Source organism: Streptomyces sp. NPDC096311 (genome assembly GCF_044763085.1).
Taxonomy (GTDB): domain Bacteria; phylum Actinomycetota; class Actinomycetes; order Streptomycetales; family Streptomycetaceae; genus Streptomyces.
On sequence record NZ_JBIWFN010000001.1, the window covers coordinates 483,154 to 502,601 of the forward strand.

A 19,448-nucleotide genomic window follows, 5' to 3' on the forward strand; every position below is an offset into this window, starting at 1 on the left:
TTGGCCTCCGCCGCCCCCACCCCGCAGGACCCCCGCGGTCAGGCCGGATCGTGGTTCCCCTCCGGTGCCCACGCGGCCGTGAGGAGGGATGCCGTGGCGGCCGAGGCGTAGGTGGACGACGCGAGCCAGGCGCGGACGTACGCCTCAGGGTCGGCCGGCCGCAGTCGGCCCAGCGCGTCATGGCGCCGGTCCGACGCGGTGTCCACCAGCGCCCGCGCGCACGCGGCCCCCGTGGTCAGACCCACCGCGGCGAGCCGACGGGGGAGTTCGCCGTCGGTCACGCCGGCGGTGACGGCGCGGCCACCCGCGACCGCGCGGTCCACGGCCCGCCGCAGGAGGTCGAGTTCCGTGGGGAGCGCGGGCGCCGGGGCGGAAGGGATGACGGCCGTTCCGGTCCTGGGCAGGTGGGTGCGATTGAGGCGGCGCAGGCCGAGGTCCGCGCGGATCGGGTCGCCGTCCGTACCCTGCCAGGCCGCGGCGAGCGCGCGTACACCGCTCGGCCGGTCCGCCGTGAGCCGCGCGACGAGGCGCAGGGACAGACCGTGGGCCCCCGCCAGAAGCCGGAGGTTCTCGACGTAGGGGAGTTCGGGACGCTCGTCCGGCGCCAGGAGTCGCACGGTGGGGCCACCGTCCACGGCGAATTCTCCGCCGGTGATCGTCCCGGTGAGAAAGAGCAGGTCACCACCCGCGTCCCGGTCGTCGGCGGGTTCGGCCGACCACCGCAGCGCGGCGGCCACCTGGTCGGCCGGGGAACGCCGCCAGAGCGTGCCGAGCGGCTCCTCGTGCCAACGGGCCCCCGACGCCCGTACCGAACGGACCGCGCCGCCACCGCCGATCCGCCCGTCCGGCGAGACGGTCGGGTCGGTGAGGATCGCCCCGCCGTGGTCGCCCAGTTCCCGCAGGGTGAGGGCGCTGCCGCCGGGGACCGCGGAGCCCGCGGCCTGCCGAGCACGGTCGGCGTCGCCCGGCGCCACGTCGGACAGCGAGCGGAGCCGGCCGTCCTGCGCGAGGGCGTACGTGACCGCCCCGGCGTACCCCGAAGCGGTCACCACCGGCTCGGTGAACAGACCGTGCAGCCGCAGCGAACCGTTCGCCGTATAGGCCCGACGTGCGGTGCCGATCAGATCCGGGTCCGGCGCGCGGTCCAGCCCGACGGCGACGGTCAGCAACTCCGCCAGCTCCGAGGCCAGTTCGGGCAGCCGGAACGCGGGGTCCGCGGTGCCCGCCTCGGCGAGCCGTCGCGCCACCCGGAGCGCCGCGGCCGCGGCGCGGTGGAGCCCGGCGACGCGCGCCGAGTGGGCGGCATGGAGGAGCGTGGCGCGGTGCACGGCACCGGAGCCCGTCACTCCGGCTGTCAGTACGGCGGTCGCGGCCGCCCGGAGGGCGTGCACCGCCGCGGACTGCGGGGGAGTGAGGCCGAGGGCCCCGGTCTCCGGAGGGACTGGGGTGGAGGCGCCGGCGTCCGACGGCACGACAGCCGTCGCGGCCGGTCCGTCCGTCTCCTCCGCCAGCGGTGCCAGCGTCAGGACCGCCGCGCGATGCAGACACGCCGGCGCGAGCAGACAGCTGCACACGGCATCCTCGGCGGACGTCACCACCCCGGCTGTGGTGGTGAGCGTGACCGTCGTCGCGTCGTCGACCCGCACCACGACCGTCGCGTCCGTCACGGCGACGGGCCAGTTGGCCGCCTTGGCGGCGGCCGAGTCGGCACGTTTGCGCAGACGCGTCGGGAGCGACTCCAGCGCGGCGGCCGCCACTTCGGCCGTCACCGGGGGAAGCGTGGTCATCGGTGTGTACCTCCCATGCGTTCGCCCACCCAGCGGGCCAGTTCCAGCGGGCTGAGGGCCGCCACCGGCATGCCCGCGGCCACCAACTGTCCCGCCACTCCGGCCGAGTAGCGCGGTCGGCCCGCGTCGTCCAGTGAGGCGCAGCCGAGGACATGGCAGCCCGAGTCGACGAGCGCCCGCACCTCGGACAGCAGTGGGCCCACCGGACCCCCCTCCTCGAAGTCGCTGATCAGGACGACCAGCGTGCGGGAGGGAACCGTCACCAGTGAGCGCGCGTGCCGCAGGCCCCGGGCGATGCTCGTCCCGCCGCCGACCCGCACCTCGAGGAGCAGCCCAAGGGGATCGTCCACCCGGTCGGTGAGATCCACGACCTCCGTCGAGAACGCCACGAAGTGCGTGCTCAGTGCCGGGACCCCGGCGACCACGGACGCGGTGAGCGCCGCCCAGATCGTCGACGCCTCCATGGACCCGGACACATCGACGACCAGCACGAGCCGCCAGTCCGCCGCCCTGCGGGCCCGGGTACGGAAGACCGGCCGTTCGGGCAGCACCGTCACCGCTCCCGTCGCCGGATCCCGGCGCGCCGTCGCGAGGTTCGCGCGCACGGTGCGGGCGAGATCCAGGGGGCCGCCCGGTCTGCGGCTGGGCCGCGGATGCGCGAGACCGGCGAGGGCGGGCCGCAGTCTGTGGGCGAGAGCGTCCGTGAGCTCCTTGACCAGCCGGGCCACCAGGGGCCGAAGCCGCGCCAGTTGCTGCTCGGGCATGCCTCCCGCGTACGAGAGGACCGTCCGCAGGAGCTCGACCGAAGGGCGGGCCGAGGCGGGGTCGAGTTCCTGCAGGGCGTCGACGCGTCCGGCGTCGGCCGCCGCGGCCAGCACCTCTTCCCGTACCCCGGGTCCGAAGAGCGCCGCGAGCTCCTCGGACCAGCTCCGCACATCCGGGAACGACGCCTCGCTCCCGCCGCCGGCACCGTCATCGCCGGGCTCTCCGACCCCCTCGCCGCGCCCGCTCCCGTACAACTCGTCGAGTGCGCGCGCGATCCGGCCGGCCCGCCCCGTCAACTTCCGTGCCCTGCCCAGCAGGAGCCGCCAGCGATCTCCGGGGCCGAGACTGTGGGGTGCGGCGGGATGGTTGGGCACGGCGGGACTGTTAGGTACGGCGGGGCTACTGGGTAGGGCAGGGCTGTTGGTTACGCCGGGGTTGTCATGCGGGGTCTGATGCGAGGTCGGTGTCGGGTCCGTGCCCAAGGGGTCCAACCCCACCGTCGCCAACGCCGTCCGCCCCGCCAGATCCGCCGCCGCCATCCGGGCCAGGAACCCCGGCTCCGCCACCGTGTCCGGCAACTCGCCCACCGCGTGGCCGGTGCGGTCCTCCACCGCGGCGAGCATCCGGGACCGGGCCGCCGGCGCCAGGACGTCGAAGCCGGCGCGCAGGGCCGGCAGGCGGTCGAGGAAGGCCCGGTCGGTGAGGGACTCGACGCGCTCCAGCAGCGGGTCCACGGCCTCGCCCGTCTCGAGCAGCGGACCGGCGGCGAGCAGTGTGCCGCGCAGGAACGCGGCGAGGTCGGAACGGAGTTCGGGAGTCACGGCACCGTCGACACGGGAGGCCAGCCGGGTGCCGAAATCCGTCGCCTCCCGCAGCCCCAGCAGCACCCGGGCGGCTCCCGCGGCGCCGCGGATCAGCGGCGTACCGTCCTCGTCCAGCCGGCCGAGGGCGTCCGCGAGCCGGAGTCCGCCGCCCGCGCCGTCGACCCGGGTGGCGAGGTCCACCAGAGCGCGCGCGTCGGCGGTGTCGGTGGAGCCGGTCAGCCCGTCGAGCGCGCGGACACCGGCGGCGCCCAGCTCCTCGTACGCGGCCTCGATCCGCTCCTTCTCCCAAGGGGCGGGCAGCCCCGGCACATGCCCCGCGCCGATCCGGCTCAACAGGTCGAGCCCGCCCAGGAGTTCGGGCAGGGTGCCGGACGCGGGCAGCAGTTCGGCGACTTCCGTGAGGCGCTCCGAGGCGAGCCCCGGGAGGGCGCAGCGGGCCGCGTCCTCGAGCCCGGCGAGCACCTGGGCCGCGGTCGGACCGCCGTCGCGCCGCTCCGCCGCCCGTCGTCGCGCCAGTACGCCGCCGGCCGCCTGTTCCAACGTCACTCCGTGAACGCCGGTCACATCCAGCATCGCCGCGGTCGAGGGCGTCCAGGTCACCGTCCACCGTGTGGTGAGCGCGGCGCCGTCGCCGACCCGCGCGACGGCGGCCTCCTCGCCGTAGGGAACACGGCAGACCGCCATCCTGCGCAGACAGATCTCGCGCCGGCCGTCGAGTTCGGAGCGCAGCGCGTCGAGCCGCAGCTCACGGCGGGCGGGAGCGGTGGGGGAGGGCAGGGAGAGTTCCGCGAGGAGGCCTTCGACCGCCGGGCCAAGGCCGGAGCGTGGCGTGCCGGGAGCGAGTCGCCCCTGCCGGTCACCGACGAGCACCCGCTCCATGGCCGCGGCCACCACCCGTCCCCGACCCAGCAACCGGCCCTGCGTGAGTACCGTCTGCACCGCCTCGACCAGCTCGCCGCGGCCCGCGGCGGGCAGCCCGCGCAGCGTGGCCAAATCCCGCGCCACCCGCACCACTTCCCGGGCGTCGGCGGGGCCACTGGGATGTCCCGCCTCGCGGACGGCGGCGCAGATCCGCACGGCCGTCGCCGTCAGCAACTCGTCCAGCCGCCCCGGCTCCCCGGCGGCCCGGAACACCCCTCGCTGCCACTCCGGATCACGGATGCCGGCCGGATACCCGGACCTCTCGTCGAGCAGCGGGTACGAGTAGGGCACGAGGGAGGTGATGACCGAGGGGACAGCTTCCGCGGATCCGGCACCCGAACCCACCGGCCCGGCACCCGAACCCACCGGCCCGGAACCCGAACCCACCGGCCCGGAACCAGCCCGCAGCAGGGCGGGCGCGTGAAACGCCCCGATCACCGCTGCCGTACGCCGCCCCGCGTACTCCGCCAGTCGTCCCCGCATATTGGCCTCGCGCCGCAGGTCGTACGGGTCCACGGCGTCCTCTCCGGTGTCCGCCCGCAGCGCCCAGCCGACGAGCAGCGCGGCGCGCCGCAACTCCTCCGCCCCGGCGCCCGGTGCGCCCGACTCCACCAGTCGCGCCCACAGGTCGTCCTCCGTCCGGCCCCCGGCGCGCGCTCGCAGGGCGGCCGCCAGCCGCCCACGCCCGCCACCCGCGCGGCCCGCACCCGGCTCTTCCGCCACCTCCCGCGCCCGCTCCTCCGCGTCCCGCGCGGCCAGGGGCAGGTCGAACGGCACGACCGGCACCCCTGCCTCCCTCGCCCAACGAATCGCCGCGAGCTCCGGGGAGAACTCGGCGAAGGGCAGAAAGACCACCCCGCCGTGCTCCCGGCTCCCCGCCAGCGCCACCGGTGGCACCGTCGCCGGATCCCCCAGGTGTTCCAGCCACGGCGCGAACTCCTCCGGAAGCTCGATGAGGAGCACCTCCGGCGCCGCCGCCGACAGCATCCCCGGCACGGCCGCCGCGAGCGCCGGTGAATGGTGTCGCACGCCGATCAGGAACGGCTCCCGACACCCGGCCAGCGCCTCCAGAGCCACCTCGGGCGACGCCGCCGAGTCGGCCGCTGCCTCACACGAGGTCATCGCGCAGCTCCCACAGCGTCCGCCACAGCGCGGCGCCCTGCTCCGCGCGCCGCCGCACCGGACCGTCCCAGTAGCCCAGCAGTCGTGCGTGATCGGCCGGGTCGTCCTTGCGCACCGTGCCGAGCAGATGGCCGGGCAGGGTGCGCACGACATCCCTGCCGTCCCCGAGATACGCGGCGCCCAGGCCCATGGACGTGGCGACCTGCACCGCCTCCGCCGTCGACATCACCGTGGTGGGCCGCTCGACCTCCCAGCCCTCCGCGCTGCGGCCCGAGCGCAGATCCCGGAAGGCCGTGACCAGTGCCTCCAGCACCGCGTCGTCGACGGAGAAACGGGCACCCGAGCGGGCGAGCGCCCCCGTGGCCTGGCCTCGGACCAGCTCCGTCTCCGCGTCGAGGTCGTCGATCGGTCCGACGGTCTCGAAGTTGAAGCGGCGCTTGAGGGCGGCGGACATCTCGGAGACACCGCGGTCACGGAGGTTGGCCGTCGCGATCAGCGTGAACCCCGGCACGGCGTGCACCGTGCCGTCCCCGTCCGGGCCACCGGCCAACTCCGGTACGGCGATGCGCCGTTCCGACAGAAGGGACACCAGGGCGTCCTGCACCTCGGGCAGACAGCGTGTGACCTCCTCGATCCGGGCGACGGCTCCGCGGGTCATCGCCGTGAGCACGGGTGAGGGGACCATGGCCGCTCGGCTTGGCCCCGTGGCGAGCAGCATCGCGTAGTTCCAGCCGTATCTGAGCTGGTCCTCCGTGGTGCCCGCGGTGCCTTGCACGGTGAGCGCGCTGGTGCCGCACACGGCGGCGGCCAGCAGCTCGGAGAGCATCGACTTGGCGGTGCCGGGCTCGCCGACCAGCAGGAGTCCCCGCTCGCCCGCGAGCGTCACCACGCACCGCTCGACGAGTCCCCGGTTGCCCACGAACTTCCGTGACACGACGAGCCGTCGCCCGTCCGCGCCGCTCAGCGTCTCGCCGTCCGAACCGCACACGAACGTCACCACGGCGCGCGGGGTCAGGTGCCAGCCCGGCGGTCGCGGCCCCTCGTCGTACGCCGCGAGAAACGCCAGCTCCTCGGCGTGACGGTCCTCGGGCAGCTCGATCTGCCGCGCGCCGGTCACGTTCGACACGCCTGACACGTCCGTTACGCCCATCGCCTCCGTCACGTCCGTCCTGGCCGTCGCACCCGCTGCCGTCATCCCGCTCGCCGTGCTCTGTCCGCCGCTCATGCCCTGCCTCCGCTCCGGCCGACCCGGCCACCTCTGCCGCCCCGGCCACCGCGCCCGGCGAACTCCTCGAACCCGGGCGCGTCACCCTCGACGACCCGCCGCCAGGCCCGCGCGAACAACTCCGGCACCGGGCGGTCCGGCACCACGAAACCGTGGGCCGTCTCCGGCAGCAGCGGGGTCTTCCAGCTTTCGACGGGCAGCCGCGGCGCTTTGCGCTCCAGCCAGCCGCCGGGCAGGAACTGCGCTCGCCCGGCCCGGGACCGCTTCGCCTCCACCACCAGCCCGGCGGCGGCCAGTTCGGCCCGGGCCCGCTTCAGCCGCGCGGGCTTCCAGCCGGTCCAGGCCGCCTGGTTGCGGTCCGTGGGGTCCGGGAGTGCGAGCAGCATCAGATAGAGCCCGGCCGCGTCCTCGGAGAGCCCGCACCGCTGTGCCGCCTCGGACACCAGCTCCGGCACGCTGTGGGCCGGGTGCTGTGCGGCTCCGGGAGGGCCGTCCGCCGTGATCAGGGCGGTGAACTCCTCGCTCAACAGCGTGCGCAGCGACTGCAGTTGCCCGCTGTCCCGGCTCAGTGCCGCGAGCAGCTGCAGCGCCGGGTGATCGGGTCCGCCCTCCTCGCCCGCCTGCGGCAGTACGGCCGACGGCCGCAGCCATACGGTGTCCCACTCCGAGCGGTGCCGCATCGGCGCCAGCACGATCGCCGGGCCCGCCCGCAGCAGGCCCTCCGCGTCCCCGCCTCCCTGGGCGGGCAGCCCGAACGTCTCCCGTACCCGGGTCGACACCGTGTTGCCGTCATGCCCCCAGGTCACCCCGAGGTCGAGCAGCAGCCCGGGGTCGGTGAGGCGCTCGCGGAGCATGCGCAGGGTCTCGGGCAGCGTCGCGCGCAGCGGATCGCCGTACGGCAGTCGATAGGCGAGCCAGCGCAGCATGCTGACGTACGCGGCCAGGGTGGAACCGGTGAACAGGGCCTGGGTGTCCAGCGGTTCGAGTCCGTTGCCCCGCATCCGCTGCTCGGTGCGACCGGTCAGTTCAGGGCGCGCCTGGGGGTTGAGGACGGCGTCCAGCATCCGGCCCGGCCCGATCTCGCTCACCATCCGCGCGATCAGCTCGGGCGGCGCCGCCCGCCGCTGCCCCCGCCGCTCGATCCAGATCCGTACGACGGGCTCCAGGTCGAAACCGTCGGTCCACAGCCGCTCGATGTGTCCGGGATCCGTGGGGACCAGCGCCGCGGTGAACAACTGTCGTTCCGTGAGGGAGAGTTCGCCGAGGGCGCTCCGGGCGGCCTGCGCCTCCGCGCTCTTCGCGCCCAGCGGCTGGAGGTGCTCCGCGGGCAGGAGCCCGTCCTTGCCGTAGGAGTTGAGCCCGGGCAGCCCGAGGAGCAGCAGCGCTCCGGCCACCGCGCTCACCCCCACCCGCTCGGCGAACTCCCGTGCCTGCTCCGGCCGGTAGGGCAGCGGTCCCCGCTCCCTCACGAGCGCCACCAACCGCCGTACGGCGGGCGCCAGGACCTCGTCCCCGGACGTGCCCCGGATCTCCGACTCGACGATCGCGAAGCCCTCCCAGGGGCCGAACTCGCCCGCCGGGTCGTACTCGACGGCGTTCCAGTACGCGTCGTCCGCGTCGACCTTCTGGCAGGACAGGATCAGCAGCCGCCGGTCGCCCGAGGCCAGCACCTCCCCGACGCGCTCCGGGCGCTCCGACCGGGAGGCCTTGAGCTGCATGACCCGCAGTCGTCCGCGGGGATCGACGAGTACGCCGTCGCCGACCGACAGGACGACGTCGAGGAATTCCAGCAGCCCGGCGCGCCGGCCCTCCGGCGTGGTGGGCGCGGCGGCGCGCAGGGCGGCAGCCGCCGTGCCGGGACCGGTCAGCGAGAGCCAGGCGACGCCCGTGCCGACGAAGGGGAACTTCGCGGGCGGTGTGCCCGGGACCAACAGTGAGCGCAGCGCTTTGAGCTGGTCGACCGCGGTGGTGGCGTGCTGCTCGTTGCCGTAGTAGCCGTAGAAGTGTCCGGGAGCGGTGAGCTCCCGCAGCGCCTCGCGCAGGACGTGGTCGTACGCGTGCCGGACTTCGTCCTCCTCGTCCTGCGGCGCGGCGACCGGCCGCTCGGCCCGCTCGGCCCGCTCGCCGAGCGTGGCGATTCGCTGGGCGCAGCGGGCCGTCTCCTCGACCAACCCGGCCACCCCGAGGGCGAGCCGCTCGTAGGTGACGGCGGGCAGCAGCCGGGCCACGGCCTCCCGGGGGCTCTCGCCGTCCCGGACAGCGGCCAGCAGCGCGGTGGCGTCCGCGTCGGTCACGGCCCGCAGCGCGGCCGAGCCGTGCTCGTCGCGCGGGCGCAGCGCGTGCCAGTACCACAGCGGCGGCAGGAAGCGGGTGCCCGCCGCATGTGCGCTGCCGCGGTCGCCCAGCTGGACGCGGGCCAGCGACAGGCCGTCCCTGTCGCACAGTTCGACGATCGTGCGGTTCCAGCCCATCTGCACGGGGTGCAGGGCGGCGCCGCCCGGCAGCCGCAGGGGCGGGGCCGGAACACCCTTGGTGGTCGCAGGACTGCGGTTCCCGTCGACCGAACAGGCGGTCCAGGCACCGGAGTTCTCGTCGTGCGTCACCCACCAGCCGAGCAGCCCGTCCTTGCTGCCGAACGGCGAGCCCTCCAGACCCGGCTGGACCGGCAGCAGCCGGCAGTCCGTCTGTGTGAGGACGATGCCAGGGCGGGCGTCGGCGAGCGCCGAGTCGAAGAACGCGGGCACCGACATCCGGCCGCGCTTGGCGGAGGCGGGGTCGTACTCGTGCCAGCGGTTCTCGTGCAGCACCCAGTACGAGATGCCGTCCGAGGCGATCTCGCGGTGCTGCTCGGCGAACGTGGTGTCCCCGGCGTGCACGGGCCGGCCGCCGAAACAGCGGCCGCCGTCGGGCAGCGCGAGCGACACCGGGTGGCCGCCGTACCAGCCGCCCGGCAGGCCGGTCGGCCTGAACACGTCGGCGGGGCGCCCGGACCAGACGGCCCGCTGTTCGTTCCCGTACCCCGACGCGACGAGCCACTGGCCGTCCACGTGACGCACCGTCGGCTCGCCGTACTGGCGTCCCTGGGACGGCAGGGTGAGCGTGCGCGCGTCGAGCAGCGCGTCGGGGCCGGCCAGCGCGACCTGGGTCTCGACACGGACGATCAGTGCGGGCCAGGCGTCCGCGTACTGGTACGAACGGCCGTGCTGGTGCGGCCACGGGTGTTGCCCGCTCGTCGGCGGGGCGACCTTGCCGAGGGTGTTCAGGGCCTCTTCGAGGGCGGGCCAGCCCAGTTCGTCGAGGATTCCCGTACGCAGGGTGCGGCCCAGGACCGGCGCCGGATCGAAGCCGACGATCCGCCGAACCGCCTCCGGTGCCGTCGCCAGTACGCCGGGTGCCGAGAAGCGGGAGACCTTGCTCAGCAGCTCGTCGAGCCCCGGCAGGCCGACCGGCTCGGCCAGTTCGGCGGCACGGTCCCGAAGCCAGCCCGCCACGGCCGTGCGCAGCGCCGGATGGTCCGCGAGCCGCCGCACGCGGGCCGAAGGCCCGGACCCGTCCACGATCGACAGGCTCTCCACCGCCCTGCGCAACAGAGGAGCGAAGCGCGGGTCGGTGGTGACCGCGAGCAGGTCCCGGCGGCCCGGGCGCTCGTCGTCCGTCCAGTAGCGCAGCTCCAGGCCTTCGGTCCCCGGCGAGGGGTCGGCGACCGGCACACCCGCCGCCAGGGCGGTGTCCAGGAGGTCGAGATCCACGTAGGAGTTCCAGCCCTGCTCGCGCAGCAGCCGCACCGGCTTGCCGTCGGCGATCAGCCGGGGAGCCAGCCGCTCCACCAGGGCGAGTTCCTCGACGAGCCGCTTGCGCTGCCGCCAGCCACGCTGACGGTGCCGGTCCCAGGAGCTCAGCCAGTCGGCGGCGTCGACCGTGCCGTCGAGCAGCAGACCGATCGCCCCGCAGGCGTCGAGCAGCGCGAGCCACGCCGCGTCGAACTCCTCGCGCTGATCACCGCCCGTGGACGGCATCAGCGTCAACAACCGCTCCCGTACCGCCGGATCCTCGTGCGCCAGCTCCGCCAGAGCGGCCAGCGCGGACTTCCAGAAGCTCCCGGCCGCGCGGTTCATGGCGCCCGAGGGGAGGATCTCGGCGAGCAGTGCACGCTCCTCGGCGCGCGGATCGAGTCCCGCACCCTTCGCCAACCGCCGCAGATCCTCCAGCATGCCCGCGTAAGGAGCGATCCCGGCCGCACAGCGCTGCGACGACAGCGTCCTGAACTGCTCGTAAGCGGCTGCCCCGGACAGTCGTGCCGCCAGCCCCTTGGCGTGGTCGCGCAGCGCCTTCCCGCTCAGCGCGCCCGCCCCGGCGAACTCCAGGAACACCTCCCGCAGCCGGTCCTCGTCCACGGCGAGGGCGTGCCGCTGCTCGGCTGCCCGGGCCTTGCCGAAGAACGACGCGGCGTGCTGGCGCGACTCCGCCGCCAGGAACGACCGGGCCACCTGCTCGTAGTACGTCGGCAGGAAGTGCGGCACCGAGCGGTCCAGCCGGGCGCCGATCTCGTCGAAGCCGTCCTTGGCGTGGCCCGGCTTGCTCGACACCATCCGGGTGAGCCGCTCCATCTCCTTGACCACGGCGAGCGCATGGTGCCCGTTCACCGGGTCGTTGACCAGCGCCCAGGCGGGGAAGCCCAGCGACTGGCGCCTCACCCGGCCCACCGGCGCCGAGTCGGCGGTGCCGAAGCCCAGGTACTCCAGGGCGAGGTCCTCGGCGGGCCCGATCGCCTCGGGAACCAGCCGCACCACCGTGCGCCCCTCCAGCACGGGATGCCCGTACGTCCGCGCTGTCAGCACATCGCCGGGACCCTCGCCCAGCGGCAGTACCGCTCCCGACTCCAGCAGCTGATCCCCGCTCACAGCTCCCCCTCCTCGTCCTCGCCGTTCACCACACGCCCCGCGTACACCAAAGCCGCCATCCGAACCCCCTCCGACCAGGCGACCGGCCCCACCTCCCGCAACGGCAGCCGACGCCCGCCCGCGGCCCGCCACTCCAGGCCGCCGGTGCGGGTCTCGGACTCCGGGTAGTCGGCGCCGATCCAGTAGGCCGCCTCCACCGCGACCCCGTTCTCGATCAGCGGGCACACCGCGTACCCGCCGCGCACCCGATAGCCGTACGAGCCCGCCCGCGCGGTCGCGTGCCGCAGTTCCTCGAACTTCCCGTCCGCGTAGGCACTCCACTCGAAGGCGGCGCCGTCCCTCTCGTCCGGCCGCGGCCAGACCTCCCGGAACAACTGGCCGGCGCCCTGCTCGACACCGAGCTCCGCCGCGAACTCCCGCAGCTCCTCCAGGTCTTCGAGGAGCACCGGATGCGGTATCACCACCGTCCGCGCGGCGAGCCGGACCGAGTCGCCGTCCAGGTCGACCACGCCGAGGCCCTGCTCCGGATCCGCGTCCCGCAGGAACCCGGCGCGCTCCAGCGCGACCGTGCCGTCCGTGTCCACCGGCGCCACCACCAGGTCGCGCAGCGCCGCCTGCCAGGCGGCGTCGGGCCATACCCGGGCCAGCAGGTCCGTCGGCACGGGCAGGGAGCGGACGATCCAGGTGTCCACCTGGGAGCGGCACTCCCGCTCATGCCGCTCCAGCCACTCGGTCAACTGCCGCAGCCGGGCGACCTCCACGTCGTCCCGCAGCTTCGCGGGCACCTGCTTCAGCATGCGTCCCGCCGCGTTGCGGCACCGCACCTGTGCGCCGTCCAACGTGACGGCGTACCCACTGGATGTCTCGATCCAACCCATGACAGGACCCCTCCCGAACCCACCTGCCGACGATGGTGATCACAGTAGGGGAGGGGTCTGACAATGCCTCGACGAGCTGTGCTCAAGCGGCCTTGAGCTGCGGCTTCTACGCGGCGTCCAGGGCGGCGCGGCAGGCACGCAACAGCTGTTCGTCCTCGCCGATGTTGTCGCTCCCGTAGGTGCCGGCCCGTGCCTGGTGCCGCCGTGGCATGGCGAGTTCCGTACGGAGCAGATCGTGGGCGGGCGCGCCCGCCGGACCCATCCTGGTCAGACAGCCGGCGAGGAGGATGCGGGTGTGCGCGTTCTGCTCCCAGGCGGAGCGGAGCGCCGGGAGGACCGGTCCTGGATCCCCGGCGATGTCCCACAGAGCGCCCGCGGCGCTCGCACGCGGCCACACCGTCCCGGAGTCGGCCATGCCGCGCAGTGCCGGCAGCGCGGACCGGGCCGCGGGCCCCAGTCGGCCCAGGGCCTCGGCCGCGTTGCGTGCGTGGAACTGTCCCGCCACCAATTCCCTTCGCAACGTGGGCAGTACGGCCTCCGCGTCACCCTCCAGCGACCAGAGCGCACCGGCCGCCGCCACCGCGCACGACCCGTCCAGCAGCTCACGCAGGGCCGGGATCGCCTCCCGAGCGTCCGGGCCGCACCTGCCGAGCGCGTCGGCGATCGCCCGCACGAGCCACTCCCGGCTCCGCAGCCCCTCCGGCGCCCCGTGCAGCAGCCGCAGCATCTCCGGTACCGCCGGCGCGTGTCCCAGCCTGCCGAGCGCGAACAGGAGCGGCACCGCACGGTCGTAGGTGTCGAGTGCGTTGAGGGGGACCTCGCGGAGCCGCTCGCGCAGCAGCGGAGCGAGTGTGGCCGCCGCCGGACCCAAGTGCTGGACCTCGTACCCGGCTTCGGGGGGCACGACCGGCCCGTCCAGCACCTCGGCGAGCGCCGCCACCGCGCGCGGATCGCCGGCTCTGGCCAGCGCCTTGAGCGGGGCGGCGAGGGCCGGTGCCCCGTGCTCCCACTGGCGTATTCGGTGCTCGGGGCCGACCGCCACCAGGGCGGCCAGGTGGTCGGCGGCCGGGGCGGCCAGACCGAAGAGTGTCTCCAGGACGGAGGCCGCGGCATCGCGCAGCCGCTGCTCCTCGGTGACGACCTGTTCGCCGATCAACGCGACCAGCTCTTCGTACGAGCCCCGCCATTCGCGGAACAGACCCGCCGCCATCCACACGCCGTTGCACCGGTCGGCCGTCTCGTCGCTGCTCAACTGCCCCGTGAGCAGGGCGATCCGGTCGGCGGTACGGCCGCCGAGCGCGGTGTGCAGGGTCCGCAGGAGATGGCCCCCCTCCTCGTCGGCGGGGCGCAGGCGTCGCAGGTGGCCGATGAGGGTGTCGGTGTCGGGTCGCTCGGGCTGGTCCGGCACCCGGGGGCGTGGTGATCTGGCCCGGAGCAGCGCGATGACGGTAGGAACGAGGTCGGCCGGAAGGCGATCGGGTGCGCAGCCGGCGAGTTGGCCGAGGGCGGCGAGCCGCAACCCGGCGTCGTGCGGAGCGGCACCGAGTTCGACCAGGTATTCCACCGCGGGAGCGGCGGACGCGGGGTGCAGACGTGCGAACAGTCCCAGGCCCTCGGCCAGGGCCGGCCGGACCTGTTCCTCCTCTTCCTCCTCCAGTCGTCCCGCCAACAGCCCGAGCACGCGCTCCGGTTGGCCGAGGAACCGCACGAGCGCCGTCGGTGCCGCCCGGCGGACCTCCGGGTCCCGGTCGGCGAGCAGGCCGATGAAGGCCGCGGCGCCCGACCGTACCGCCGTGCGGGCCATGGCGTAGTTGCCCTCGGCGCCGTCTCCGTCTTCGAGCGGGCCGTCGTCGAAGGCGTCCCCGCCTGCGATGCTGACGAGCAGCTCCACGACGCCGCCCCGGTCGCAGAGTTCTTCGTGCCCGACGAGTTCGAACAGGAACGGGATGCACGCGAGCGTCGAGTCGTAGACATCGCCCTGGTGGTGCACGGCTCCGTACATCCCGTCGAGCGCTCTCTCACGCTCCTGAGAGCACGCGGAGGCCAGTCCTCGGAGCAACTCCGGGACGTCCTCGGCGCTTCCGTAGGCATGTTTCATCGAGGCCCAGCCGACCTCGTCCATCCCGGTGAACACGGCATCCTCCCCAGGCGTACGACAACTCATCGTGAGTGTGCACCAAGGTACTGACAGTCACGTGTGCCTTTGGGGGCGTGTTCCGGCGACAGGGCCGGCAACGGCCCGCCGCCCTCGCCCAGGGGATTCGCATCGGGGCGGGGACGGCGGGGAGCCGACGGGACGCGTCAGACGCCGACGCCGAAGTCGGAGGCGATCCCGGACAGACCCGAGGCGTACCCCTGGCCCACCGCACGGAACTTCCATTCCGTGCCGTTGCGGTACAACTCGCCGAAGATCATCGCGGTTTCGGACGCGGCGTCCTCCGACAGGTCGTAGCGCGCGAGTTCGGTGCCGCCGGCCTGGTTGACGACACGGATGAACGCGTTGCGGACCTGGCCGAAGCTCTGTCCGCGCGCGTCGGCGTCGTGGATCGAGACCGGGAACACGATCTTGGCGACCTCGGCCGGTACGCCGGCCAGGTTCACCTTGATCGACTCGTCGTCGCCCTCGCCCTCACCGGTCAGGTTGTCGCCGGTGTGCTCGACCGAACCGTCCGGGCTCTTCAGGTTGTTGTAGAAGACGAAGTGCTGGTCCGAGAGGACCTTGCCCGACTCGTCGACCAGCAGCGCGGACGCGTCGAGGTCGTAGTCGGTGCCCGTCGTGGTCCGCACGTCCCAGCCCAGACCGACCAGCACCGCGGTCAGGCCCGGCGCCTCCTTGCTGAGCGAGACATTGCCGCCTTTGGACAGGGAAACTCCCACGCTGCTCTCCTCCGTGCTGCCGTCGGCCGGGCGAGTGGATGCCCGGCGCTGGATGGATCGACACCAAAAAACTACATCACTGTAGAAATAAAGCGGGAGTTGCCGGCCGAAACGCAGTGGTCCTACGTGCTCCTCGCCACGGTGCCGGGCGGGACCAGGCCCGTTGCGTACGCCGTGACGACCGCCTGGACGCGGTCACGGAGGCCGAGTTTGGCGAGGATGCGGGCGACATGGGTCTTTGCCGTCGCCTCGGCCAGGTGGAGGTGGGCGGCGAGTTCGGTGTTGCTCAGGCCCTGGGCCGGCAGACGCAGGACTTCGAGTTCGCGCGGGGTCAACGGGGCCAGGTCGCGAGAGGTGCGGCCGTGTCCGGGGACCGGCGGGCGTGGCGTTCGACCGGACGGCGGGTGATCGTCGGTGCCAGGAGCGCGTCGCCGGAGCGGACCAGGCGGACTGCGGAGACCAGGTGTTCGGGGGCGACGTCCTTGAGGAGGAACCCGCTGGCCTCGGCGGCCGGCGCCGCGTACACGAGGTCGTCGAGATCGAACGTCGTCAGGATGATCACGCGGGGCGGGTCGGACGCGCCGGCCAGGATGCGGCGGGTGGCCTCCAGGCCGTCCAGTCCCGGCATCCGGATGTCCATCAGCACCACGTCGGGGCGGGTGCGGCGGACCGCCTCCACGGCTTCGGCGCCGTCGGCCGCCTCCGCGACCACGTCGATGCCGTCGGCCATGGGGATCATCCGGAAGCCTGTACGGGCGAGGGTCTGGTCGTCGGCGACCACCACGCGCAGCGGTGACGTCATCACATCACGCCTGCCCTGGGGCGCAGCGCCGGGCTGAACCTGCCCGAGTCCGTCATCGCCGTCTACCGCACGCCCGAACTGATCCTGCCCGCCCTCGGTGGACTGCTGATCGCGGTCCTGGGCGCGCCGCTGCCCGTGGGCCGGGCCGCCCGGACCCGCACCGCCGTCGCCCTGTGCACGGAAGGGCGGCGGAACAGGAGCGGAACGGGAACGAAAGAGGGGCGGAAGAGGGTGCCGGGAGCCGTCCGATCCGCACCCATGGTTGTACTGTTGCGCAAAGCGGCAATCTTCAAGTGGGTGGCGGCCAGTGGGGCGTGCCCTCGACCGAGGCGAAGAAAGGCGGGCGCGCGATGCTCCGCAACGGACTGGAACCCTGGCACCTGCTGATCGTGGCGATCGTGCTCATCGTGCTGTTCGGTTCGAAGAAGCTGCCGGACACCGCCCGGGCACTGGGCAAGTCGATGCGCATCCTCAAGAGCGAGACCAAGGCGATGAAGGACGAGAACCCCGAGTCCGCCGTCACCGCCGAAGAGGGCATGGCTCCGGTGACTCCCACGGCGGTCATCAAGAACTCCGCCGAGCAGGCCGCCCCGCGAGCGACGGCCGAGGCTCCGAGCGCCGCGCACTGAGCCCATGGGGTCCGTGTCCGAGGACGGCGCACACCGCCCCCGGACACGGACACGTCTGAGGACTCAGTCCTCTTCGCCGCCTTCGTCGTCGTCGCCCTCGAAGAAGTCGCCCACCTCGTCGATGACTTCGGCCGCGACCAGCCCGCCCACCACGCCCACCGCGAGTCCGGCCGCGCCTGCCGCGACCGCGGTACCGAGGCCGGGCCCGGAGCGGTGGCCCTCATGACCGGACCCATGGCCGGATTCATGACCGGACCCATAGCCTGGCTCATGCCCGGACCCATGGGCCGAGTGATGCCCGTACCCGCTTCCGGCGGCATACGGATCGGCGTGGCCGTACGTGGCGTGGGAGCCGTACGACGCCCGGTGCTCGACCAACTGCCTGATCCAGCCGTCGACTTCGCCGTTCCAGTCGCGGGCCCCGACATCGTGATGGCTCACCCAGAAGCGGGTGAGGGTGTCCTGCCCGGACTCGAAGAGCCCGCCCCGCTTGTCGGCCTCCAGGACGATCTCCATGCCGGCCGGGGTGGCGAGGAAGGTCAGCTCGATCTCGTTCACCACGTGCGTGTACTGCGGCGCGGGCGTCAACTCGATCTCCTGGTAGAAGGGCAACTGCTGCCCCGTACCTCCGATGTGGCCGAGTTCGAGGTCGGCGGACTTGAAGCCGAAGCCCAGCTGCCCCAGCGCCTCCAGGACCGCTTCCTGGACCGGCAGCGGACGCACCGCGAGCGGATCCAGGTCGCCCTTGTCCCTCGCACCGGCCACCGCGAGCTCGGTGCGCACACCGAGGACGATGCCCAGCGGCTGCCCGTACAGCTCGCTGACCGGTGTCTCCCACGGCAGGGACACGCTGAACGGAACGCTGTGCCGCTCCTGCTCGGCGAGGCGGAAACCGCCGCCGACCGTGAACCGCTCGAAGACGACGGCGCCCTCGCTCTCGCCGTCCTCGTGCTCGGCCTCCACCCGGGCGATCAGTTCGAGCCCGATGTGCTCGATCTCCACGTCCGTGCTGCCACCCTGGAGATGGACCTGCCCGGACAGGATCCCGCCGGGCACCACCGCGCCGCCGTCGAGAACCGTGTCCACCGAGGGGCCGCCTGCGCCCATCGCGCCGAGCAGCCGTTTGAACACCATGTCGGTGTGGCTCCTTCACTGATCGCACTCATCGCTTCGAACCGGCTCGGAGCGAGCCCCGATCCGGTGTGATCAGAACTGACGGCATCGGCAAAGAAGTTCCCAAGTCACCTGGACGGAGGCATCTTTCACGACTTCGTGCGCCCGAAGCAGCGCTCCAGCTCGGCCAGGTCGTAGAACGCGCTGCCCTTCGCCACGGGCGCGCAGCCCGCCTTGAACGCGGTCTCCTTCTCGTTGTAGAGCATCCGCACCAGATAGGTGTCGCCCTTGCGGAACACGTCCCACTGGATGTTCGCGGCCATCGGGGCCACCGAGCCGCCCCGCCAGGGGTTGTCCGTATAGGTGTACGGCTGAGTCGTCGTCACCGGCTTCGTGCTGCCCGGCAGCCGCATGAGAGCGGCGAGCGGGATGATCTCCTCGGCGTGGGTGAAACGCAGCTCCGCCCCGAGGCCGCCGGTTCCGTCACGCTTGGCCTCGGCCTTCTTGAAGAAGTCGTCGAGCAGGACGTCCGCCATCTTGTACGTGATGTCGCTGTCCGCGAAGCCGGGTCCCTTCTCGTAGAAGTCCTCGGCGTCGCTGAGGTAGCCGAACCAGGCGGCGTCGCGCGGGGCGAGGTAGCGCTCCAGGTGCCAGCTGCCCTCGTCGGTCATGGCCGGGGCGATGCTGTAGAGGTTGTAGACCGCCTGGGCCGCGTCCACGTCGCTGCCGATGGAGGCGAACTCCCCGGCCGAGATCCGCCGCACGAAGGCCGGGGTGAAGATCCTCTTCAGGATGTCGCGGGCCGCGCGGTGGGTGGCCGGCTGCTCGGAGACGCTCTTGAGAGTGGTGGCCAGCCGCTGGTCGTGGGCGATGTAGTCGCGGTAGGCGGCACCGCCCGCGGACTTGTGGAAGTAGAGCAGGTCGGGGTCGGTGCGCGCCGGGCCGATGAGGGGTGCGAGAGCCGGGTCGGCGTCGGCGAGGGCCGAGGCGAAGAGGGCGCCGCTGTCGACGGCGCGGCCCTGGCCCGAGCTGACCACGTCGATCGGCTCGGAGTCCTTGGCGATCCGCGCGAACAGTCCGGGCAGCCGCTGCGCCATGCGGGCCGCCGTGCCCTGGATCTCCCGCTTGCCCCGGCCGCTGAGGTTGCCGTATCCGACCTTCTCCATCGCCGCTTGCAGCGAGCGGACCTGCGGGCCGAACTCCGCACCGGCACGGGTGAGTTCGCCCTCGCTCTCGGCCTTGTCCCACAGCTGGAGGATCAACTCTCCGTCCTCGCCGCTCGTCGCCGCGCGCGAACCGTGCCGGGACACGTTCTCGGTGAACACCGGGACGAACCCCTTCGGTGCCCGCTGGTACGTACGGGGGTTCTGCTGCGGCGCGTACGGCGTCTTCGTCCCGTAACTGCCCGCCGCCCCGCCCGCCGCCTGCGCCGGGAGCGGGGACATGAGGAGGACGGAGAGCGCGGAGAGGGTGAGGGCCAGGGCGGGGGCGGCCGCGATGCGTTTCATGAGGGCGTCGATTCGTCCGGGGGCGGGCTCGGTGATCGGCCGCATCGTTTCCGGACGACGTGAACGTCGGATGACCGTGACATGGCGGGCGCCGGG

General features: G+C 73.4%; 10 protein-coding genes and 1 pseudogene. 1 reads left to right on the forward strand and 10 read right to left on the reverse strand.

The genetic code is table 11. From position 1 onward, the window contains the following. Window positions 1-38: 38 nt before the first annotated feature. From ACIRA5_RS02235 to ACIRA5_RS02270, 8 genes and pseudogenes are all read right to left on the reverse strand, one after another. Window positions 39-1,787: a hypothetical protein gene (locus ACIRA5_RS02235; RefSeq protein WP_403686347.1), complete on the reverse strand. Its 1,749-nt coding sequence runs from the start codon at window positions 1,785-1,787 to the stop codon at window positions 39-41. Continuing rightward, window positions 1,784-5,419 (reverse strand): DUF5682 family protein, encoded by a 3,636-nt coding sequence (locus ACIRA5_RS02240; protein WP_403686349.1) that lies wholly within the window; start codon window positions 5,417-5,419, stop codon window positions 1,784-1,786. The genes ACIRA5_RS02235 and ACIRA5_RS02240 overlap by 4 nt, the downstream gene beginning before the upstream one ends. Beyond that, window positions 5,406-6,569 carry an AAA family ATPase gene (locus tag ACIRA5_RS02245; RefSeq protein ID WP_403687215.1) on the reverse strand — a complete coding sequence of 388 codons (1,164 nt, stop codon included), beginning with the start codon at window positions 6,567-6,569 and terminating at the stop codon, window positions 5,406-5,408. The genes ACIRA5_RS02240 and ACIRA5_RS02245 overlap by 14 nt, the downstream gene beginning before the upstream one ends. Window positions 6,570-6,640: 71 nt before the next feature. Further along, on the reverse strand, window positions 6,641-11,545 hold the full coding sequence (locus tag ACIRA5_RS02250) for a hypothetical protein (RefSeq protein WP_403686351.1): 4,905 nt from the start codon (window positions 11,543-11,545) through the stop codon (window positions 6,641-6,643). Then, complete coding sequence (locus ACIRA5_RS02255) at window positions 11,542-12,423, reverse strand: DUF4132 domain-containing protein (protein WP_403686353.1); 882 nt, start codon at window positions 12,421-12,423, stop codon at window positions 11,542-11,544. The genes ACIRA5_RS02250 and ACIRA5_RS02255 overlap by 4 nt, the downstream gene beginning before the upstream one ends. Before the next feature lie 106 nt (window positions 12,424-12,529). Next, window positions 12,530-14,557 (reverse strand): HEAT repeat domain-containing protein, encoded by a 2,028-nt coding sequence (locus ACIRA5_RS02260; protein ID WP_403686355.1) that lies wholly within the window; start codon window positions 14,555-14,557, stop codon window positions 12,530-12,532. Window positions 14,558-14,724: 167 nt separating this feature from the next. Beyond that, window positions 14,725-15,300: a TerD family protein gene (locus tag ACIRA5_RS02265; RefSeq protein WP_054228841.1), complete on the reverse strand. Its 576-nt coding sequence runs from the start codon at window positions 15,298-15,300 to the stop codon at window positions 14,725-14,727. A gap of 122 nt (window positions 15,301-15,422) precedes the next feature. After that, a pseudogene (locus tag ACIRA5_RS02270) lies at window positions 15,423-16,102 on the reverse strand (response regulator). Window positions 16,103-16,452: 350 nt separating this feature from the next. Here ACIRA5_RS02270 and tatA point away from each other — a divergent pair. Beyond that, complete coding sequence (gene tatA, locus ACIRA5_RS02275; protein ID WP_403686357.1) at window positions 16,453-16,731, forward strand: Sec-independent protein translocase subunit TatA; 279 nt, start codon at window positions 16,453-16,455, stop codon at window positions 16,729-16,731. 63 nt (window positions 16,732-16,794) lie between these two features. Here tatA and ACIRA5_RS02280 read toward each other — a convergent pair whose 3' ends face one another. Next, window positions 16,795-17,865: a sporulation protein gene (locus ACIRA5_RS02280; RefSeq protein WP_403686359.1), complete on the reverse strand. Its 1,071-nt coding sequence runs from the start codon at window positions 17,863-17,865 to the stop codon at window positions 16,795-16,797. 128 nt (window positions 17,866-17,993) lie between these two features. After that, window positions 17,994-19,352 carry a histidine-type phosphatase gene (locus ACIRA5_RS02285; protein ID WP_403686361.1) on the reverse strand — a complete coding sequence of 453 codons (1,359 nt, stop codon included), beginning with the start codon at window positions 19,350-19,352 and terminating at the stop codon, window positions 17,994-17,996. Between the last annotated feature and the right edge of the window lie 96 nt (window positions 19,353-19,448).